Origin of the sequence: Pseudoalteromonas sp. APM04 (genome assembly GCF_022809815.1) — a bacterium.
Taxonomy (GTDB): Bacteria; Pseudomonadota; Gammaproteobacteria; order Enterobacterales; family Alteromonadaceae; genus Pseudoalteromonas; species Pseudoalteromonas marina.
This window is the reverse complement of record NZ_CP094441.1, coordinates 2,709,717-2,727,627: the sequence shown is the minus strand read 5'-3', so window position 1 is coordinate 2,727,627 and position 17,911 is coordinate 2,709,717. Positions and strand designations below refer to the sequence as shown.

At 42.4% G+C, this 17,911-nt stretch carries 9 protein-coding genes and 4 rRNA genes; 8 read left to right on the top strand and 5 right to left on the bottom strand.

The features are described 5' to 3' along the window. Positions 1-28: 28 nt before the first annotated feature. The 4 genes from MTP24_RS12570 to MTP24_RS12555 all read right to left on the bottom strand — a co-directional run bounded on the left by MTP24_RS12570 (position 29) and on the right by MTP24_RS12555 (position 5,436). Entirely contained in the window at positions 29-2,140 is a 2,112-nt protein-coding gene (locus tag MTP24_RS12570) for a hypothetical protein (protein ID WP_243533722.1), read from the bottom strand. Positions 2,141-2,339: 199 nt separating this feature from the next. Then, positions 2,340-4,202, bottom strand: a complete 1,863-nt coding sequence (gene dxs / locus MTP24_RS12565; protein WP_243531506.1) for a 1-deoxy-D-xylulose-5-phosphate synthase — start codon at positions 4,200-4,202, stop codon at positions 2,340-2,342. A gap of 101 nt (positions 4,203-4,303) precedes the next feature. After that, positions 4,304-5,191, bottom strand: coding sequence for a (2E,6E)-farnesyl diphosphate synthase (gene ispA / locus MTP24_RS12560; RefSeq protein WP_006794261.1), 888 nt, complete (start codon positions 5,189-5,191; stop codon positions 4,304-4,306). Between the two features lie 2 nt (positions 5,192-5,193). Next, positions 5,194-5,436, bottom strand: coding sequence for an exodeoxyribonuclease VII small subunit (locus MTP24_RS12555; protein WP_006794260.1), 243 nt, complete (start codon positions 5,434-5,436; stop codon positions 5,194-5,196). 294 nt (positions 5,437-5,730) lie between these two features. On the opposite strand from MTP24_RS12555, the gene pomA reads away from it, so the two are divergent. The 3 genes from pomA (at position 5,731) to MTP24_RS12540 (ending at position 9,522) form a co-directional block, all read left to right on the top strand. After that, a complete protein-coding gene (gene pomA / locus MTP24_RS12550) occupies positions 5,731-6,498 on the top strand; it encodes a flagellar motor protein PomA (protein ID WP_008132143.1) in 768 nt (255 codons plus the stop codon). A 2-nt stretch (positions 6,499-6,500) separates the two neighbouring features. Beyond that, the gene (locus MTP24_RS12545) at positions 6,501-7,421 is read left to right on the top strand and encodes a flagellar motor protein MotB (protein WP_006794258.1); all 921 of its coding nucleotides are present in this window, start codon (positions 6,501-6,503) and stop codon (positions 7,419-7,421) included. Positions 7,422-7,581: 160 nt separating this feature from the next. Further along, on the top strand, positions 7,582-9,522 hold the full coding sequence (locus MTP24_RS12540) for a DNA topoisomerase III (protein ID WP_243531503.1): 1,941 nt from the start codon (positions 7,582-7,584) through the stop codon (positions 9,520-9,522). A 22-nt stretch (positions 9,523-9,544) separates the two neighbouring features. Here the strand turns inward: MTP24_RS12540 and MTP24_RS12535 are convergent, their stop codons facing one another. Beyond that, the gene (locus tag MTP24_RS12535; RefSeq protein WP_243531502.1) at positions 9,545-10,858 is read right to left on the bottom strand and encodes an amidohydrolase; all 1,314 of its coding nucleotides are present in this window, start codon (positions 10,856-10,858) and stop codon (positions 9,545-9,547) included. Positions 10,859-10,970: 112 nt separating this feature from the next. Here MTP24_RS12535 and MTP24_RS12530 point away from each other — a divergent pair, with 112 nt between their 5' ends. From MTP24_RS12530 to rrf (MTP24_RS12510), 5 genes are all read left to right on the top strand, one after another. Continuing rightward, positions 10,971-11,828 carry a tetratricopeptide repeat protein gene (locus MTP24_RS12530; protein ID WP_243531500.1) on the top strand — a complete coding sequence of 286 codons (858 nt, stop codon included), beginning with the start codon at positions 10,971-10,973 and terminating at the stop codon, positions 11,826-11,828. A gap of 612 nt (positions 11,829-12,440) precedes the next feature. Further along, a 16S ribosomal RNA gene (locus MTP24_RS12525) occupies positions 12,441-13,974 on the top strand. Positions 13,975-14,269: 295 nt separating this feature from the next. Then, positions 14,270-17,156, top strand: a 23S ribosomal RNA gene (locus MTP24_RS12520). A gap of 145 nt (positions 17,157-17,301) precedes the next feature. After that, positions 17,302-17,416, top strand: a 5S ribosomal RNA gene (gene rrf / locus MTP24_RS12515). Positions 17,417-17,475: 59 nt separating this feature from the next. Continuing rightward, positions 17,476-17,590, top strand: a 5S ribosomal RNA gene (gene rrf / locus MTP24_RS12510). Together the 16S, 23S and 5S rRNA genes form the textbook arrangement of a ribosomal RNA operon. Positions 17,591-17,911 lie beyond the last annotated feature (321 nt).

Below are 17,911 nucleotides of genomic sequence, written 5' to 3'. Positions count from 1 at the left end.
TGATTGGTCAGGTATGGTGAGGTTAACGCTATTGATTAAGCCAAGCTGGTAATATTGCGACTGACTCAGGTGCCGTAAATGCAGTGCTTGCATCGGCGCTAATATCACCGCCGGCAATACTTAAAATATTGTTAAAACGCATAACTACATTATTTGATTTTTCAGCTACGTATAAATCTGTCCCGGTATACATAATATCGACAGGATTACCCAGTAGGGTATTTGGACCGCTAATTGTGGTGCTGATATTTACCAACCCCGATGCCATTGCCACGTTATTTAATACATATATTTTTCCATCATCAGCAACAGCGGCGCTACCGACATCAGAGAGAATTAACGAGCCACTTAGCGAATCGTAGTCTATGCCATGTATATTAGTTGGCGCTTCTACTGCGGTTCCAGCATTTGCAGGTGTTATAAGTCTGTCTTCAACAGCAATATTTGCATTTCCGGCCATAAGCTTGCTTTTGACTTCGTCGAATACAGCAACGGTGCCATTTGTGAGTGCGACAAAAGCACGGTCAGTGTTTGCATCGTAATCAACATCCCAAGGACGCGCACCGTTAGCAAAAGTAAGGGTCATTAATGGGCTTGCATCTCCTGTGGTACACGTTGAAAATATTGAGATACTTGGTGTATCTGCATTATTTTCTGCAACTAAAATCATACCGCTATCAGAAGCTACATCAAGACCTTTAGGAGATATAAGGCCTGTATTTGCCCCTGTAATAACACTGTCTTGGTTTGTATTATACGTTTGCCCATCTCTGTTCATTGCCACTTTATTTGAAATGACAATACCGCCAATAGAAGTTGTACTGTTATCGAACGTTGTATAGCTATTACCCGCTTTATCAAAAGTTACACTCTCGATAGTTTGACCCGCATTATAGTTGCCAATTTCAGTGTTAAGTTGAGAGCTTAATCGACTAATTTGCCCAGTTGTTTCACCTGTAGTACCCGGGTTACTGCTAACGGCAACTCCTAAAAGCGCCACATTAGCGGTATCGCTATCTGAAATGTCAGCCATTACATTTTGCATACCCACTTTAGTAATTGACTCAGGTTTAATAGTTGAAGTGATTAAGTCAGGAGTAATATCGCCGCTTTCACCTGAAAAAATATTGCTAAATACAAGAACAGCATCATTTGATTTTTCGGCTACACGCAAATCACTCCCTTCAAGGCTAATATCAACCGGGTTACCAAGCATTGTTGCTGGTCCGGCAATACTGCGTGCAACGCTCACTAAGCCATCTGCGGTTGATGCATTATTGATTACAAATAACGAACCATCGGTTGCATCTGATGCACTGCCTACATCAGATAAAACAAGTTTATTCGTATTTGAGTCATAAACAATACCATGAATATTTACAGATATTTGCAAACCATCATTATTGCTAGGGGTAATTGTACGACTTGGCATAGCGGCAAATTCACCACCAACAAAATTATCGTAAACGGCTACATCACCATTTGTAAGTGCTACATAAAGACGGTCATTTGTTTCATCATAATCAACATCCCACGGTGCAGCTTCTGTGATGGTTGTGCCTAAAGGGGCTGCGTTACCCGCTGCTGTAGCGCCAAAAGTCGTTACCTGCATCGCGCCAAAGTCAGCAATAAAAATAAGGCCACTTTTTTGTGCTACGGCAATTCCTTTAGGGTTTACGAGCGTAGTGTTAGCACCTGTTATTTCGCGATCAGTATTTGCATCATAGCTGCTGCCATCAGCACGGTTAGCAAGCTGACAGATAGTTTTAATACTGCCACTTTCGCTGTCGCTTGCTTGTAATAAATTACCTAAGCTATCAAAAGCGACGCCTTCGTTAGCTGTTGTGTTAAAAGTTTTTAATTTAGAAGCACTTTGGTCAATTAAATCAATGGTACCCGTGTTGGTTTTTCCATTGTTTGCCAAAATAAATGTGGCTGATGCAAAGCCTGGGTTGCCATTTGTTCCATCAGTACCATTTTGTCCGTCGATGCCTGCAATACCATCTACGCCGTTTTTACCATCGTCTGAGCTACAGCCTGTAATGCCGATTAATACTGCAAGTGTTAACGCTGAAAAACTAAGCGTATGTTTCAATGTGTTTTTTTGTGCTGTATGAGTTGTTAAATTAGCTTTATTCATCATTTTTACCTTCTAAATATTCCATTAAATTTAGGTAAATAAAGGGCTTGCTTATAAAGCACAGACTAAGCAGCACTGATTATTTACATGTTAACCTCACAGCAATAACGGCTTAAAAGTTAAATTGGATGCAAAAAATAATGCTAAAAACGAAAAAGGAGCCAACAGGCTCCTTTTTATAAACAGTTAAAATAATTAACTAAGCAGTAAATGACCTTATTGAACTTAAAATACCTTGCTCGCCTAAGCCCATTTCATTGTGCATTTCGTCTTGCGTGCCGTGCTTAATAAACTCATCAGGAATACCTAAGTTAAGTATTTTAACATTGGCCTGCTGGCTAGCTAAGTATTCGTTAACCGCAGAGCCTGCACCACCGGCAATGGCATTATCTTCAAGTGTAACAATTACATCATGATTTTTAATAATGTCGTTTAACAGTGAAGTATCAAGCGGCTTTATAAAGCGCATGTTAACAAGCGTTGCATTAAGTTCATTTGCAGCAAGTTGTGCGTTTTCAAGCAATGTACCAAATGACAAAATGGCAATCTTTGAACCTTCTTTTATTGTATTTGCTTTACCAATTTCGAAAAGTTGCATATCGCTCTGAATATCTGCCGTACCAGCGCTTCCGCGAGGGTAACGAACAGAAACCGGGCAATTAGCTTTGTAACCGGTGTACAACATTTGGCGGCATTCATTAGTATCGCTAGGTGCCATAATAACCATATTAGGTATACAACGCATAAAGCTGAGATCGTATGCGCCTTGATGTGTTTCGCCATCGGCACCAACAATACCTGCTCGGTCAATGGCAAATAATACAGGGAGGTTTTGTAATGCAACATCGTGAATGAGCTGATCGTATGCGCGCTGTAAAAAGCTTGAATAGATAGCAACAACAGGCTTTAAGCCTTCACATGCAAAACCTGCGGCTAGAGTTACGGCATGTTGTTCAGCAATTGCGACGTCAAAATACTTATCAGCATGTTCTTTTGAAAAGCGCACCATGCCCGAACCTTCACGCATGGCAGGAGTGATAGCCATTAACTTATCATCTTGCTGCGCCATGTCGCATAGCCAGTCGCCAAATACTTTTGAAAAAGTAGGGGCGCCCGGTTTTGATTTAGGCAAGCTAGATGTGTTTGGATCAAACTTAGGAACGCCGTGGTAACCAATAGGGTCGGCTTCAGCTGGCTTGTAACCCTTACCTTTTTGCGTTTTTATATGAAGAAGTTGTGGGCCTTTTAAATTACGCATATTACGCAATGTATCAACCAGCATGTTTACATCGTGCCCATCAATTGGGCCAATATAATTTAAGCCAAGCTCTTCAAAAAACGTACCAGGGATAACCATGCCTTTAAGGTGCTCTTCCATTCTGCTGGCAAGCTCTTTAACAGGCGGTACGCCAGACAGTAACTTTTTACTTCCTTCGCGAATGTTGGTGTAAAAGCTACCAGATAGAATACGCGCAAAGTGGTTGGTTAATGCGCCAACGTTTTCTGAAATCGACATTTCGTTATCATTTAGAATAATAAGCATGTCTGATTTTACATCGCCTAAATGGTTCATCGCCTCAAATGCCATACCCGCAGTAATAGCGCCATCACCAATAACAGCAACCGTTTTACGCCCTGCGCCTTCTTTTTGTGCAGCAATTGACATGCCCAAAGCTGCAGAAATTGAGGTGCTAGAATGGCCAACACTGAATGTGTCGTAGTCACTTTCATCTCTAAATGGGAATGGGTGCAGACCATCCTTTTGGCGAATAGTATGCATTTGGTCGCGGCGACCCGTTAAGATCTTATGCGGGTAGGCTTGATGCCCAACATCCCACACTACACGATCTTCTGGTGTGTTATATACATAATGAAGTGCAACTGTAAGCTCAACTGTGCCTAAACCAGACGCTAAATGACCGCTACTTTGCGATACAGAGTTAAGTAAATACTCACGTAGCTCATTGCTAAACTCGGGAAGTTTATCTTGCGCTAAGTCTCGTAATTGAGCTGGTTTGTCAACCAAGTTAAGTAATGGATACTTGCTACTATCAAGTGTCATGGCTTTTTTATATCCTTCGATCACATTCGCTTTCAAATGGGAGTGAACAACGAATGTTAAGTAATAATGTCAGTGCTATTTGCAATACGCTTAAACTGTGACTAGTGGTCACGTTCAATAAGGTAATTTGCCAGCGACGCAAGAAGCGTAGTATCTGCATCAATAAGTGCTAACGCTTCGTGGGCTTGTGTTATTAAATTTTGCGCCTTTTCTTTAGCGCCTAGCATACCTAATAACGCCGGGTATGTCGCTTTATTCGCTTCTATATCTGAGCCTTGTGGTTTACCTAGTATAAAGGTGTCACCTTCCACGTCTAAAATATCGTCGTGTACTTGAAATGCCAGCCCTATAGCATACCCAAAAACGCTCAAGTTTTCTAAAGTTTGTTCATCTGCTTTTTCACTGCACAGTGCACCTAGTGTTATAGCACAGTTAATTAGTGCACCGGTTTTTAACTTATGGATGCGCTCAAGCTCTTGTACAGAAACAACTTTGTCAGTTGCGGCAATGTCTAAACCTTGTCCTGCCACCATCCCTTCAATACCTGATGCATGTGCAAGTGCAGCAATCATTTTTACTTGTGATTGCGCTGAGCAATTAAAGTTATGTGTGGCTATAAGTTCAAAGGCAAGAGTTTGTAATGCATCACCCGCTAAAATGGCTTGCGCTTCGCCATACACAATATGGCAAGTGGGGTAGCCGCGGCGTAAATCGTCATCATCCATAGCTGGTAGGTCGTCATGTACTAATGAATAACTATGAATGCATTCTATGGCTGCAGCCAAAACGTCTAAGTCACTTTTTTTAGCGCCTAGCATTTCACCAACAGCGTACACCAAAAAAGGGCGCAGCCTTTTTCCACCATTAAATAAGCTGTAATGAGTGGCTTCTTTTATTGTTTTATCGCTATCGAGCGGTTGTTCAAAGTAGCTATTGAGTGTAGTGGCTACATCTATTTGAGCACGTTCAATATAGTCTTTTATGCTCACAACTATTCCATATCATTATTAAAGTTTGTAAGTGCTGACTTTTCGCTATTACCCATTAAAATAGATACTTTTTGTTCTGCTTGCTGTAGTTTTTCAGATGACGCACCAGCGAGTGCAATACCACGCTCGAACTGCTTTAATGATTGTTCAAGCGATAAATCACCTTGTTCCATTTCACTAACAATTGTTGATAATTCTTCTAGTGCTTTTTCGAAACTTAAGTTTTCAGGTTTTTTAGTCGCCATCTTTATTTCAGCTTACATGATAAATTTAGGAGCCAATTTTAGGGGGAATGCTAAACTAGGTCAAAGGATGATATGAGTTTTTTACATTTAGCGCGATTAATCGCGTGTTAATCAGTGTTATTAGTCAGGAAAACTCGATAATTAGGCAGTGCGCCTAACTTGATATAAAATAATAAATATAACTTTTATGTTTATTTACAAAAATGACTTAAGCAATTCAGTATGTTGCCGATAAGCAGTTAATAATAAAAAGTTTATGATAAGGCATTTAAACATGAAATCTCTGGAGGAAATGTGGATTTAGCAACCATAATAGGGATCCTAGGCGCAATAGGCTTAATTGTCATGTCTATGTTTATGAGTAGTAGCGGTGAAATGGGCATGTTTGCCGATGCGCCTTCAAGTGTAATTGTATTTGGTGGCTCGCTGTTTATTGTTTTATCAAACTTCACTATGTCTCAGTTTTTAGGGATAGGTAAGGTTGTTGGTAAGGCATTCATGTTTAAAATTGAGTCGCCTGAAGAGTTAATAGAAAAAGCAGTAGAGCTTGCGGATTCTGCCCGTAAAGGTGGCTTTTTAGCACTCGAAGAAGCTGAAATCCCAAACCCATTTATGCGTAAAGGCGTTGACATGCTTGTTGACGGTCATGACGCAGATGTTGTGCGCGCTACACTTCAAAAGGATATTTCCCTAACCACGACCCGTCATGAACTAGGTGCTGGCTTATTTAAAGCACTTGCCGACATAGCTCCCGCAATGGGAATGATTGGTACATTGATAGGCCTCGTTGCCATGTTATCAAACATGGACGACCCCAAAGCTATCGGACCTGCAATGGCCGTGGCACTATTGACCACTCTGTATGGTGCATTTTTGGCGAATGTAGTAGCAATTCCGATTCAGGTAAAACTTGAGCTGCGTAAAGACGAAGAAGCGATGAATCAGCGTTTGATTCTCGATGCTATTTTAGGAATTCAAGATGGTCAAAACCCCAAAGTTATTGAAGGTATTTTGAAAAACTACTTGGCTGAGTCTAAGCGTAAAGTTGATACCGAGGAGTAACCATGTCTGATGAAGAGTGCAAATGCCCACCCCCCGGTTTGCCTGCTTGGATGGGTACATTTGCTGATTTAATGTCGCTATTGATGTGCTTTTTTGTACTCTTATTGGCATTCTCAGAAATGGATGTACTTAAATTTAAACAAATTGCAGGTTCAATGAAGTTTGCTTTTGGTGTGCAAAATAAAATTGAAGTTAAAGATATCCCAAAAGGGACATCGGTTATCGCTATGGAATTTACCCCAGGTAAGCCAGAGCCTACACCCATTGAAACTATTCAACAGCAAACCGTTGAAATGACCCAGCAAATGCTAGAGTTTCAGGCTGGTGATGAAAGTTCAGCGGGCGGCAGGCAAGAACAGCGAGGCGATAAACGTGGCGGTGAATCTAGAAGTACCTCACAAGAGCAGTCATCAGAACAAGCAATATCCGCTGCAGATCAAGAGCAAACAAATGAGCTAGTTAAAAAAATAGCGCAGCAGTTAGAAAGGCAAATAATAGATGGTGCAATAGAACTTGAATCATTAGGTCAGCAAATTATTATTCGTATTAGAGAAAATGGCTCGTTTCCTTCGGGCAGTGCTTTTTTACAACCTAAGTTTAAACCGATTATTCAAGACATTGGCGAACTTTTAAAAGACGTACCAGGTGAAATTACAGTATCAGGGCATACAGATGATTTTCAGGTATCAAATGAGTTATATGTAAATAACTGGGATTTGTCGTCTAAGCGTGCAGTGGCTGTTGCTAGCGAATTGCAAACAGTTCAAGGGTTTGATAAAACACGAATGATGGTTGTAGGGCGAGCAGAAACTCGGCCGCTTGTGCCTAACGAGACAAATGAAGACCGACGCCGGAATCGCCGAGTTGAAATATCTATATTACAAGGTAAGGCGAAAGAGTCTGACCCTATTGATGTGAGGTAATGCTCAAATTATAAAGCTGGGCTTAATTAGTAGCCCAGCTTTGAGTTTTGCAAATTATTACCAGCATCTATTTATTGAACCTGACAATAAATCAAAAACTCCCCCTCTTTAAAATAGTTATGCTAAACTACTGTTTATATAACCAGTTGTAGGCCAGCGCATGAAACTCTACATCGCAGAAAAACCATCACTTGGACGTGCAATTGCAGATGCGCTCCCAAAACCACATAAAAAACACGACGGTTACATTGAAGTCGCCAATGGTGATTGTGTTTCGTGGTGTATTGGCCATTTGTTAGAACAAGCTGAACCAGATGATTACGATGAACGCTATAAAAAATGGCAATTAGAACATCTCCCTATAGTACCTGAGCAATGGCAGTTAAAAGCTAAACCTAAAACTCGTAAGCAATTAACTATTCTAAAAAAGCTAATCAAACAGGCATCAACGTTAGTTCATGCTGGCGATCCCGACCGTGAAGGGCAGTTACTTGTAGATGAGGTGATAGAACAAGCCAAAATAAGCAAAGCTAAAAAGCAAGGTGTTCAGCGTCTACTTATAAGCGATTTAAACTTAGTTGCAGTTAAAAAAGCGCTTAGTAGTATGCACTCTAATCGGGAATTTATTCCATTAAGTGTATCAGCACTTGCACGTTCACGAGCTGATTGGCTTTTTGGTATGAACCTCACTCGGGCTTATACTTTAGCGGGACAAAAAGCAGGGTTTGGTAATGTACTCTCAGTTGGGCGCGTACAAACGCCAATTTTGGGCTTAGTGGTAAATCGTGATACTGAGATAGCTAATTTTATATCAAAACCATTTTATGAGGTGCTAGCTAGTTTAGTTACTCCTGAGAAGCAGGTATTTAAAGCAAAATGGGTACCGAGTAAAGCTTGCGAACCTTATCAAGATGAAGAGGGGCGAGTGCTAAATAAAGCATTGGCCGAAAACGTGGCTTCGCGTATCACTAATCAAACAGGAGAGGTGACATCGCTTGAACAAAAACAAAAAAAGCAAAGTGCACCTCTACCTTATAATCTATCAGCACTGCAAATAGATGCAGCAAAGGCATTTGGTATGGCTGCCCAACAGGTGCTTGATATTTGCCAAACACTTTATGAGCGCCATAAATTAATTACTTATCCTCGCTCAGATAATCGATATTTGCCTAAAGAACACCATTTAGATGCACCTTCAATTTTAAAAGCAATCGCAACTAATGACGGTCAAAAAGTGGAGTTAGTAAATGGTGCAAATACTAAGCAGCGCAGTAAGTGCTTTAATGACTCAAAAGTAGCTGCGCATCACGCTATAGTACCTACGGCAAAGCAATTAAAGTCAGCTAGCTTAGCCAAGGATGAAGCAAAAGTGTATCAGCTTATTTGTAGGCACTATTTGATCCAGTTTTACCCAGACTATATTTATAACGAAACTAAAGCAGAGGTGACAATTGCTGGTGGTTTATTTAAAGCCAACGCTAAACAAGAAGTCAGTTTGGGGTTTAAGGTATTAATGGGTAAATCAGAATTAAAAGAAGAGGCTACTTTACCTTACCTTGAAAAAGGGATGGACCTGGTATGTACACAAGGTGATGTAGTAGAAAAGCTTACTTCACCTCCCGCTCATTTTACTGATGCAACTTTACTAGGTGCTATGACGGGGATTAGCCGTTATGTAAAAGATCCACATATCAAAAAAATACTAAAAGATACTGATGGTTTAGGCACAGAGGCTACTCGTGCAGGCATTATAGAGTTGTTATTTAAACGGCGTTTTTTAAAGCGTGAAGGCAAAACAATCAAAGCTACCGAAACAGGCCTTGCATTAATTAGTGTTTTGCCTGAAGGTTTAGCAAGTCCTGACTTAACAGCAAAGTGGGAGGCGAGTTTAGGCAGCATTGCTCAACAAGCAATGAGCTACCAACAATTTTTACAACCGCTGCTGGTGGAGCTTGAAGGCTTTGTAATGCAAGCAGCTAATTGCGATAGCCATGTATTTTCAAAACTGCCCCAAACACCGCCTAAAAAGCGTTTTGCCAAGCGCAGTAAAAAAGCACCATTTAAAAAATCTAATTATAAAAAGAGCTCAACAACAGTTTAATGGCTGAGCCCTTAAGTGGGATTTATTTTGTATTAAATAATGCAACTGCCGCATTACTCATGGCTTTTATACCAGTAGGTAAAGCTACTTTATAATCTGGTGCAAATTTACTTGAGTGCAATGAAGGAAGTGTTTCGTTATTTTTCATCGCTTTTACATATTGTTGTTGGTTAACTCCGCCTAACCAAAATAATGTAATTGGGATATTTTCGTCGGTACGGCCATAAAGACCAAAGTCTTCACCTGCCATTACGGCTTGGGTTTCAAGTACGTTTGTGTCGCCTATCGCATTTTTAATAGCACTTCGTACTATATTAGTTTGCGAAGGATTATTATAAGTAGATGGAATTGATTCATCCTCATGGACTATAACAGCAGGGTAATCGCTTTCATCTAGCCCTGCGCTTTGCGCAATACCTGCGGTTATGCGTTTTATTGCAGCAATTTGTGCATTGCGTACATCTGGGTTGTAACTACGCAGTGTAAGTTGCAGTTTCACTTCATCCGAAATAACATTATGTTTAGAGCCGCCATGTATAGAGCCGACTGTTATAACAGATGGTTCTAAAGGTGAAAGTTCGCGACTTGTAATCGTTTGTAAAGCAAGTACTGTGCGTGCAGCAATAACTACCGGGTCAATAGTGGTATGAGGGTACGCGCCATGGCCACCTTTACCTTTTATATTAATATCAACAGAATCCACACTTGCCATGGTGTATTCATTTTTCATAGTTACTTTACCAGCAGGGACACTGGCACTAACATGCAATGCAATAACGTGGTCGGGCTTTGCGTATTTACTAAATAAACCTTCATTTAACATCGCTTTAGCTCCACCTCCAACCTCTTCTGCAGGTTGTGCAACCATCATTAATGTACCTTTCCATTTATTTTTATGAGTAGTGAGTTGCTCGGCAGTGCCTATAAATGAGCTCATATGAATATCATGGCCACAGCCATGCATAACACCAACTTTTGCACCATGCTCGTCAACAACTTTTACAGTTGAAGCGTAGGGTTTACCTGTTTGCTCTGTAATAGGTAAGCCGTCCGTATCTGTGCGTATCATAACTGTTGGGCCATTGCCATTCTTAAAAATACCAACAACACCATACCCACCTACATTATCTGTAACCTCGAATCCAAGCATATTAAGTTGGTTAGCTATTTTTTTACCTGTCTTTTTTTCGCTGTATGAAAGTTCTGGCGATTGATGTAAATCGAGGTAAAACTTTTCAATACTAGGCATTGTTTTGTTTAGGTCTAGGTCAAGTCCTTTAGCTTGCAAAAGCGGAGCTGCAAATAAAAATGCAGCGCTAAGGTAAGATAGTTTCATGATTTGCCTCATTAATTGGTTATGTATGCCGAGTGATTTAGTTATACGACTTGTATTTATTATGTTAATCACCATATAAAACCCTAAATAGATAAGTATGGCAATCAATTCAATGAGTAATATAGTAAGTATTAATGCACAAAACCTTCAGCAGGTCCTTGGGGAAACATCACAACAAAAATTAGTATTACTTAACTTTTTCTCACCTCAAAGTCCTGATTGTATTGGGCAGGCTGCAATTTTAGATAAAATAGCAGCTGAATATACAAGCCATATAGTAATAGCGAATTTAGATTGTGATGCAGAGCAAGCACTAGCTTCACAATTAGCACAACAGGTTGGCTTACAAACGCTGCCTACGCTTGTGCTATTAAAAGACTCTGCCCCTGTCGATTTGCTTGCAGGTACCCAAACTGAGTCACAAATACGGGAAGCTCTATCTAAGCACTTACCTGCTCAACAGGATTTGCTATTAGAACAAGCTAAGCAGGCTTTAATTAAGTCAGACCTCAATGCAGCGTTTAATTATGCAAAGCAAGCATACGAAATAGATAATACTAATGTACGTATTAAATTAGTGCTTGCTGATATTTGTATTCAAATTCACAAATTAGATGAAGCTCAAGCATTAATAGAAACGATTGATTCGCAAGATCAAGATGCGTACTTCAATAACATCAAAGCAAAATGCGAAGCTGCTTTAGATGCAAAAGATTCTCCAGAGATACAACAAAAGCAACAGCAAGTAGATAAGTATCCGAACGATTTAGAACTTAAAGAAGAGCTCAGTGCTTTATTAAACGAAGCAGGAAGAAAAGAAGAGGCATTAGAAGTGCTATTCAAAGTACTACAAAAGGACCTTAACTATAACGAAGCTAAACCGAGCTTTTTAGCTATAATAGCTTCTCTACCAGATGGCGATGCGCTCGCAGCTAAATACCGTAGAAAGCTATACAGTATTTTATATTAAAAGCTGATTATAAGTTCGGCTAAATAAAAGCACCTTTATTAAAGGTGCTTTTTTATTGATGACTCTTAGATGTTAAAGCAGAGAAAATCAGCTTAAAAAGTAAAGTTATACACAGGGTTTTGTGAGTAACTTGTGTTTAGGGTGTGCGCTTGCTTGGGGTGCAATTTAAATTACTTTTTTAGCTAAAAAAGGCTTGCGTTAAATTCGCGGCTCCCTATAATGCGACCCCACTGAGACGGCAGAGCAGGCAACGCTTAAGCTGCAAGCAAGTCTCTTAGTGAGTCGAGTAAAACTTGAGTTTAGATTTTTATAAAATTTAAAATTAAGTGTTGACAAAAACACAGGAAAGCGTAAGATTCGCTTCCCTTGAGTCGCTAAGGCAACTCAAACGTTCTTTAATAATATAAAGCAATCATCTGTGTGGGCACTCGTACAGATTGAGTTCTAACAGCCAAGCTACTTAGGTAGTGAGGCAAACAAATTAGAGTCTCAATTGAAACTGAGTGACCAACAGAATAATTACTTAGTAGTTATTCAGCACAGTCAATTCAATATCGAAAGATATTAAATAAATTCAGAATTCATTGAGCTGTCGAAAGACACAAAACTTTTTAATTGAAGAGTTTGATCATGGCTCAGATTGAACGCTGGCGGCAGGCCTAACACATGCAAGTCGAGCGGTAACATTTCTAGCTTGCTAGAAGATGACGAGCGGCGGACGGGTGAGTAATGCTTGGGAACATGCCTTGAGGTGGGGGACAACAGTTGGAAACGACTGCTAATACCGCATAATGTCTACGGACCAAAGGGGGCTTCGGCTCTCGCCTTTAGATTGGCCCAAGTGGGATTAGCTAGTTGGTGAGGTAATGGCTCACCAAGGCAACGATCCCTAGCTGGTTTGAGAGGATGATCAGCCACACTGGAACTGAGACACGGTCCAGACTCCTACGGGAGGCAGCAGTGGGGAATATTGCACAATGGGCGAAAGCCTGATGCAGCCATGCCGCGTGTGTGAAGAAGGCCTTCGGGTTGTAAAGCACTTTCAGTCAGGAGGAAAGGGTGTGAGTTAATACCTCACATCTGTGACGTTACTGACAGAAGAAGCACCGGCTAACTCCGTGCCAGCAGCCGCGGTAATACGGAGGGTGCGAGCGTTAATCGGAATTACTGGGCGTAAAGCGTACGCAGGCGGTTTGTTAAGCGAGATGTGAAAGCCCCGGGCTCAACCTGGGAACTGCATTTCGAACTGGCAAACTAGAGTGTGATAGAGGGTGGTAGAATTTCAGGTGTAGCGGTGAAATGCGTAGAGATCTGAAGGAATACCGATGGCGAAGGCAGCCACCTGGGTCAACACTGACGCTCATGTACGAAAGCGTGGGGAGCAAACGGGATTAGATACCCCGGTAGTCCACGCCGTAAACGATGTCTACTAGAAGCTCGGAACCTCGGTTCTGTTTTTCAAAGCTAACGCATTAAGTAGACCGCCTGGGGAGTACGGCCGCAAGGTTAAAACTCAAATGAATTGACGGGGGCCCGCACAAGCGGTGGAGCATGTGGTTTAATTCGATGCAACGCGAAGAACCTTACCTACACTTGACATACAGAGAACTTTCTAGAGATAGATTGGTGCCTTCGGGAACTCTGATACAGGTGCTGCATGGCTGTCGTCAGCTCGTGTTGTGAGATGTTGGGTTAAGTCCCGCAACGAGCGCAACCCCTATCCTTAGTTGCTAGCAGGTAATGCTGAGAACTCTAAGGAGACTGCCGGTGATAAACCGGAGGAAGGTGGGGACGACGTCAAGTCATCATGGCCCTTACGTGTAGGGCTACACACGTGCTACAATGGCGCATACAGAGTGCTGCGAACCTGCGAAGGTAAGCGAATCACTTAAAGTGCGTCGTAGTCCGGATTGGAGTCTGCAACTCGACTCCATGAAGTCGGAATCGCTAGTAATCGCGTATCAGAATGACGCGGTGAATACGTTCCCGGGCCTTGTACACACCGCCCGTCACACCATGGGAGTGGGTTGCTCCAGAAGTAGATAGTCTAACCCTCGGGAGGACGTTTACCACGGAGTGATTCATGACTGGGGTGAAGTCGTAACAAGGTAGCCCTAGGGGAACCTGGGGCTGGATCACCTCCTTATACGATTTAGAACTTATTTGTTCGTAGTGTCCACACAGATGATTGTTAATTAGTTAAGCCACTGGCTTAGTTAATTAATATGCTCTTTAAAAATTTGGAAAAGCTGATAATAAAATTCGTATGAATAACATTGTTATTTGTACAGAGTTTTCAAAAGTAAAAAAGAATGATAGCAGTATCATTCAGTGCCATTTAATCACTCTTTGAGTTGATTGATTGGTATCTACTTTAGTATTCAATATTAACTTCTGGCGAAGTTAAACTGTCACAAAACAAAGACCCGTTTGGGTTGTATGGTTAAGTGACTAAGCGTACACGGTGGATGCCTTGGCAGTTGGAGGCGATGAAGGACGTATTAACTTGCGATAAGCCTAGTCAAGCTAGTAAAAAGCACTTGAGACTAGGATTTCCGAATGGGGAAACCCACCTGCTTGCAGGTATCGTTAACTGAATACATAGGTTAACGAGGCGAACGCGGAGAACTGAAACATCTAAGTACCCGTAGGAAAAGAAATCAACCGAGATTCCGAAAGTAGCGGCGAGCGAAATCGGAACAGCCCTTAAGCTTATTATGTGTTAATGGAAGGCTCTGGAAAGTGCCACGATACAGGGTGATAGTCCCGTACATGAAAAGACATTTTAAGTGAAATCGAGTAGGTCGGAGCACGTGAAACTTTGACTGAATATAGGTGGACCATCATCTAAGGCTAAATACTCCCAACTGACCGATAGTGAACCAGTACCGTGAGGGAAAGGCGAAAAGAACCCCTGTGAGGGGAGTGAAATAGAACCTGAAACCGTGTACGTACAAGCAGTAGGAGCAGACTTGTTCTGTGACTGCGTACCTTTTGTATAATGGGTCAGCGACTTATATTTTGTAGCGAGGTTAACCGATTAGGGTAGCCGTAGGGAAACCGAGTCTTAACTGGGCGAATAGTTGCAAGGTATAGACCCGAAACCCGGTGATCTAGCCATGGGCAGGTTGAAGGTTGAGTAACATCAACTGGAGGACCGAACCCACTAACGTTGAAAAGTTAGGGGATGACCTGTGGCTAGGAGTGAAAGGCTAATCAAACCGGGAGATAGCTGGTTCTCCCCGAAATCTATTTAGGTAGAGCCTCGGACGAATACTTACGGGGGTAGAGCACTGTTAAGGCTAGGGGGTCATCCCGACTTACCAACCCTTTGCAAACTCCGAATACCGTAAAGTAATATCCGGGAGACACACGGCGGGTGCTAACGTCCGTCGTGAAGAGGGAAACAACCCAGACCGCCAGCTAAGGTCCCAAAGTCATAGTTAAGTGGGAAACGATGTGGAAAGGCCCAGACAGCCAGGAGGTTGGCTTAGAAGCAGCCATCCTTTAAAGAAAGCGTAATAGCTCACTGGTCGAGTCGGTCTGCGCGGAAGATGTAACGGGGCTAAACTATGCACCGAAGCTGCGGATTCATACTTTGTATGAGTGGTAGGGGAGCGTTCTGTAAGCGGTTGAAGGTGTACCGGGAGGTATGCTGGACGTATCAGAAGTGCGAATGCTGACATGAGTAACGATAATGCGGGTGAAAAACCCGCACGCCGGAAGACCAAGGGTTCCTATCCCATGTTAATCAGGGTAGGGTAAGTCGACCCCTAAGGCGAGGCCGAAAGGCGTAGTCGATGGGAAACGGATTAATATTTCCGTACTTGGTATAATTGCGATGGGGGGACGGAGAAGGCTAAGCAAGCATGGCGATGGTTGTCCATGTGAAAGTGAGTAGGGCGTTTGTTTAGGTAAATCCGGACGAACATTAAACCTGAGACACGAGACGAGTCACTACGGTGATGAAGTTGCTGATGCCATACTTCCAGGAAAAGCCTCTAAGCTTCAGATTATACCGAATCGTACCCCAAACCGACACAGGTGGTCAGGTAGAGAATACTAAGGCGCTTGAGAGAACTCGGGTGAAGGAACTAGGCAAAATCGTACCGTAACTTCGGGAGAAGGTACGCTCCTATCTGTGATGAGACTTGCTCTCTAAGCGGACGGGAGCCGCAGTGACCAGGTGGCTGGGACTGTTTATTAAAAACACAGCACTGTGCAAAATCGCAAGATGACGTATACGGTGTGACACCTGCCCGGTGCCGGAAGGTTAATTGATGGGGTTATCTTCGGAGAAGCTCTTGATCGAAGCCCCGGTAAACGGCGGCCGTAACTATAACGGTCCTAAGGTAGCGAAATTCCTTGTCGGGTAAGTTCCGACCTGCACGAATGGTGTAACCATGGCCACGCTGTCTCCACCCGAGACTCAGTGAAATTGAAATCGCAGTGAAGATGCTGTGTACCCGCGGCTAGACGGAAAGACCCCGTGAACCTTTACTACAGCTTGGCACTGAACATTGAACCTACATGTGTAGGATAGGTGGGAGACTTTGAAGATGAGACGCTAGTCTTGTTGGAGTCGTCCTTGAAATACCACCCTTGTAGTTTTGATGTTCTAACGTTGGCCCCTGAATCGGGGTTACGGACAGTGCCTGGTGGGTAGTTTGACTGGGGCGGTCTCCTCCCAAAGAGTAACGGAGGAGCACGAAGGTTGGCTAAGTACGGTCGGACATCGTACGGTTAGTGTAATGGTAGAAGCCAGCTTAACTGCGAGACAGACACGTCGAGCAGGTACGAAAGTAGGTCATAGTGATCCGGTGGTTCTGAATGGAAGGGCCATCGCTCAACGGATAAAAGGTACTCCGGGGATAACAGGCTGATACCGCCCAAGAGTTCATATCGACGGCGGTGTTTGGCACCTCGATGTCGGCTCATCACATCCTGGGGCTGAAGTCGGTCCCAAGGGTATGGCTGTTCGCCATTTAAAGTGGTACGCGAGCTGGGTTTAGAACGTCGTGAGACAGTTCGGTCCCTATCTGCCGTGGGCGTTTGAGAATTGAGAGGGGTTGCTCCTAGTACGAGAGGACCGGAGTGAACGAACCGCTGGTGTTCGGGTTGTCATGCCAATGGCATTGCCCGGTAGCTACGTTCGGAACTGATAAGCGCTGAAAGCATCTAAGCGCGAAGCAGGCCTCGAGATGAGTTCTCACTAGACTTTTAAAGTCTCTGAAGGGCCGTTGAAGACTACAACGTTGATAGGCAAGATGTGGAAGTGGTGTGAGCCATTAAGCTAACTTGTACTAATTACCCGTGAGGCTTAACCATACAACGCCAAACGCGTTTTGTGTGACAGTTAAGACAGAAGTTAATAACTAAAGTAGATATTACTGACAGAAAAACTTAAAAAATATTATCAGATATTTTCCAAATTCAGTTAGTGCGTAGAAATACGGATTAACGACCAAATTTGCTTGGTGACAATAGCGTTTTGGACCCACCTGACTCCATGCCGAACTCAGTAGTGAAACGAAACAGCGCCGATGATAGTGTAGCATTTGCTATGTGAAAGTAGGACATTACCAGGCTTCAAATTCAGTCGAAGGACTTTAATCTTAATAAAAATAAGAAAATTGAAAAGAATTTTCTTGGTGACAATAGCGTTTTGGACCCACCTGATCCCATGCCGAACTCAGTAGTGAAACGAAACAGCGCCGATGATAGTGTAGCATTTGCTATGTGAAAGTAGGACATTACCAGGATTTAATTAAGAGAAACCCGTTACAGCAATGTAACGGGTTTTTTGCTGTCTGGGGTTTAGTGAATTGGCGTTAAGCATACCCAGCTCAGTAATAATACCAATCCTAAAGTGAGCTTATATAATGCCGACCAACACAATTAAAGTATGCTATCAGCAATATGACTTTTTATCCCTCGGATATTCAAGTGAGTGGTGTAACGACTTTAATTAAGCGAAGCCTGTTGCAGTAAAGTGACGCTTTTTGTATTTTGAAATGAAGTAAATCAATTAAGTTACAATTACAAGGCGAGCTTTACTAATTCGTATAATTAAAAGATCTAGT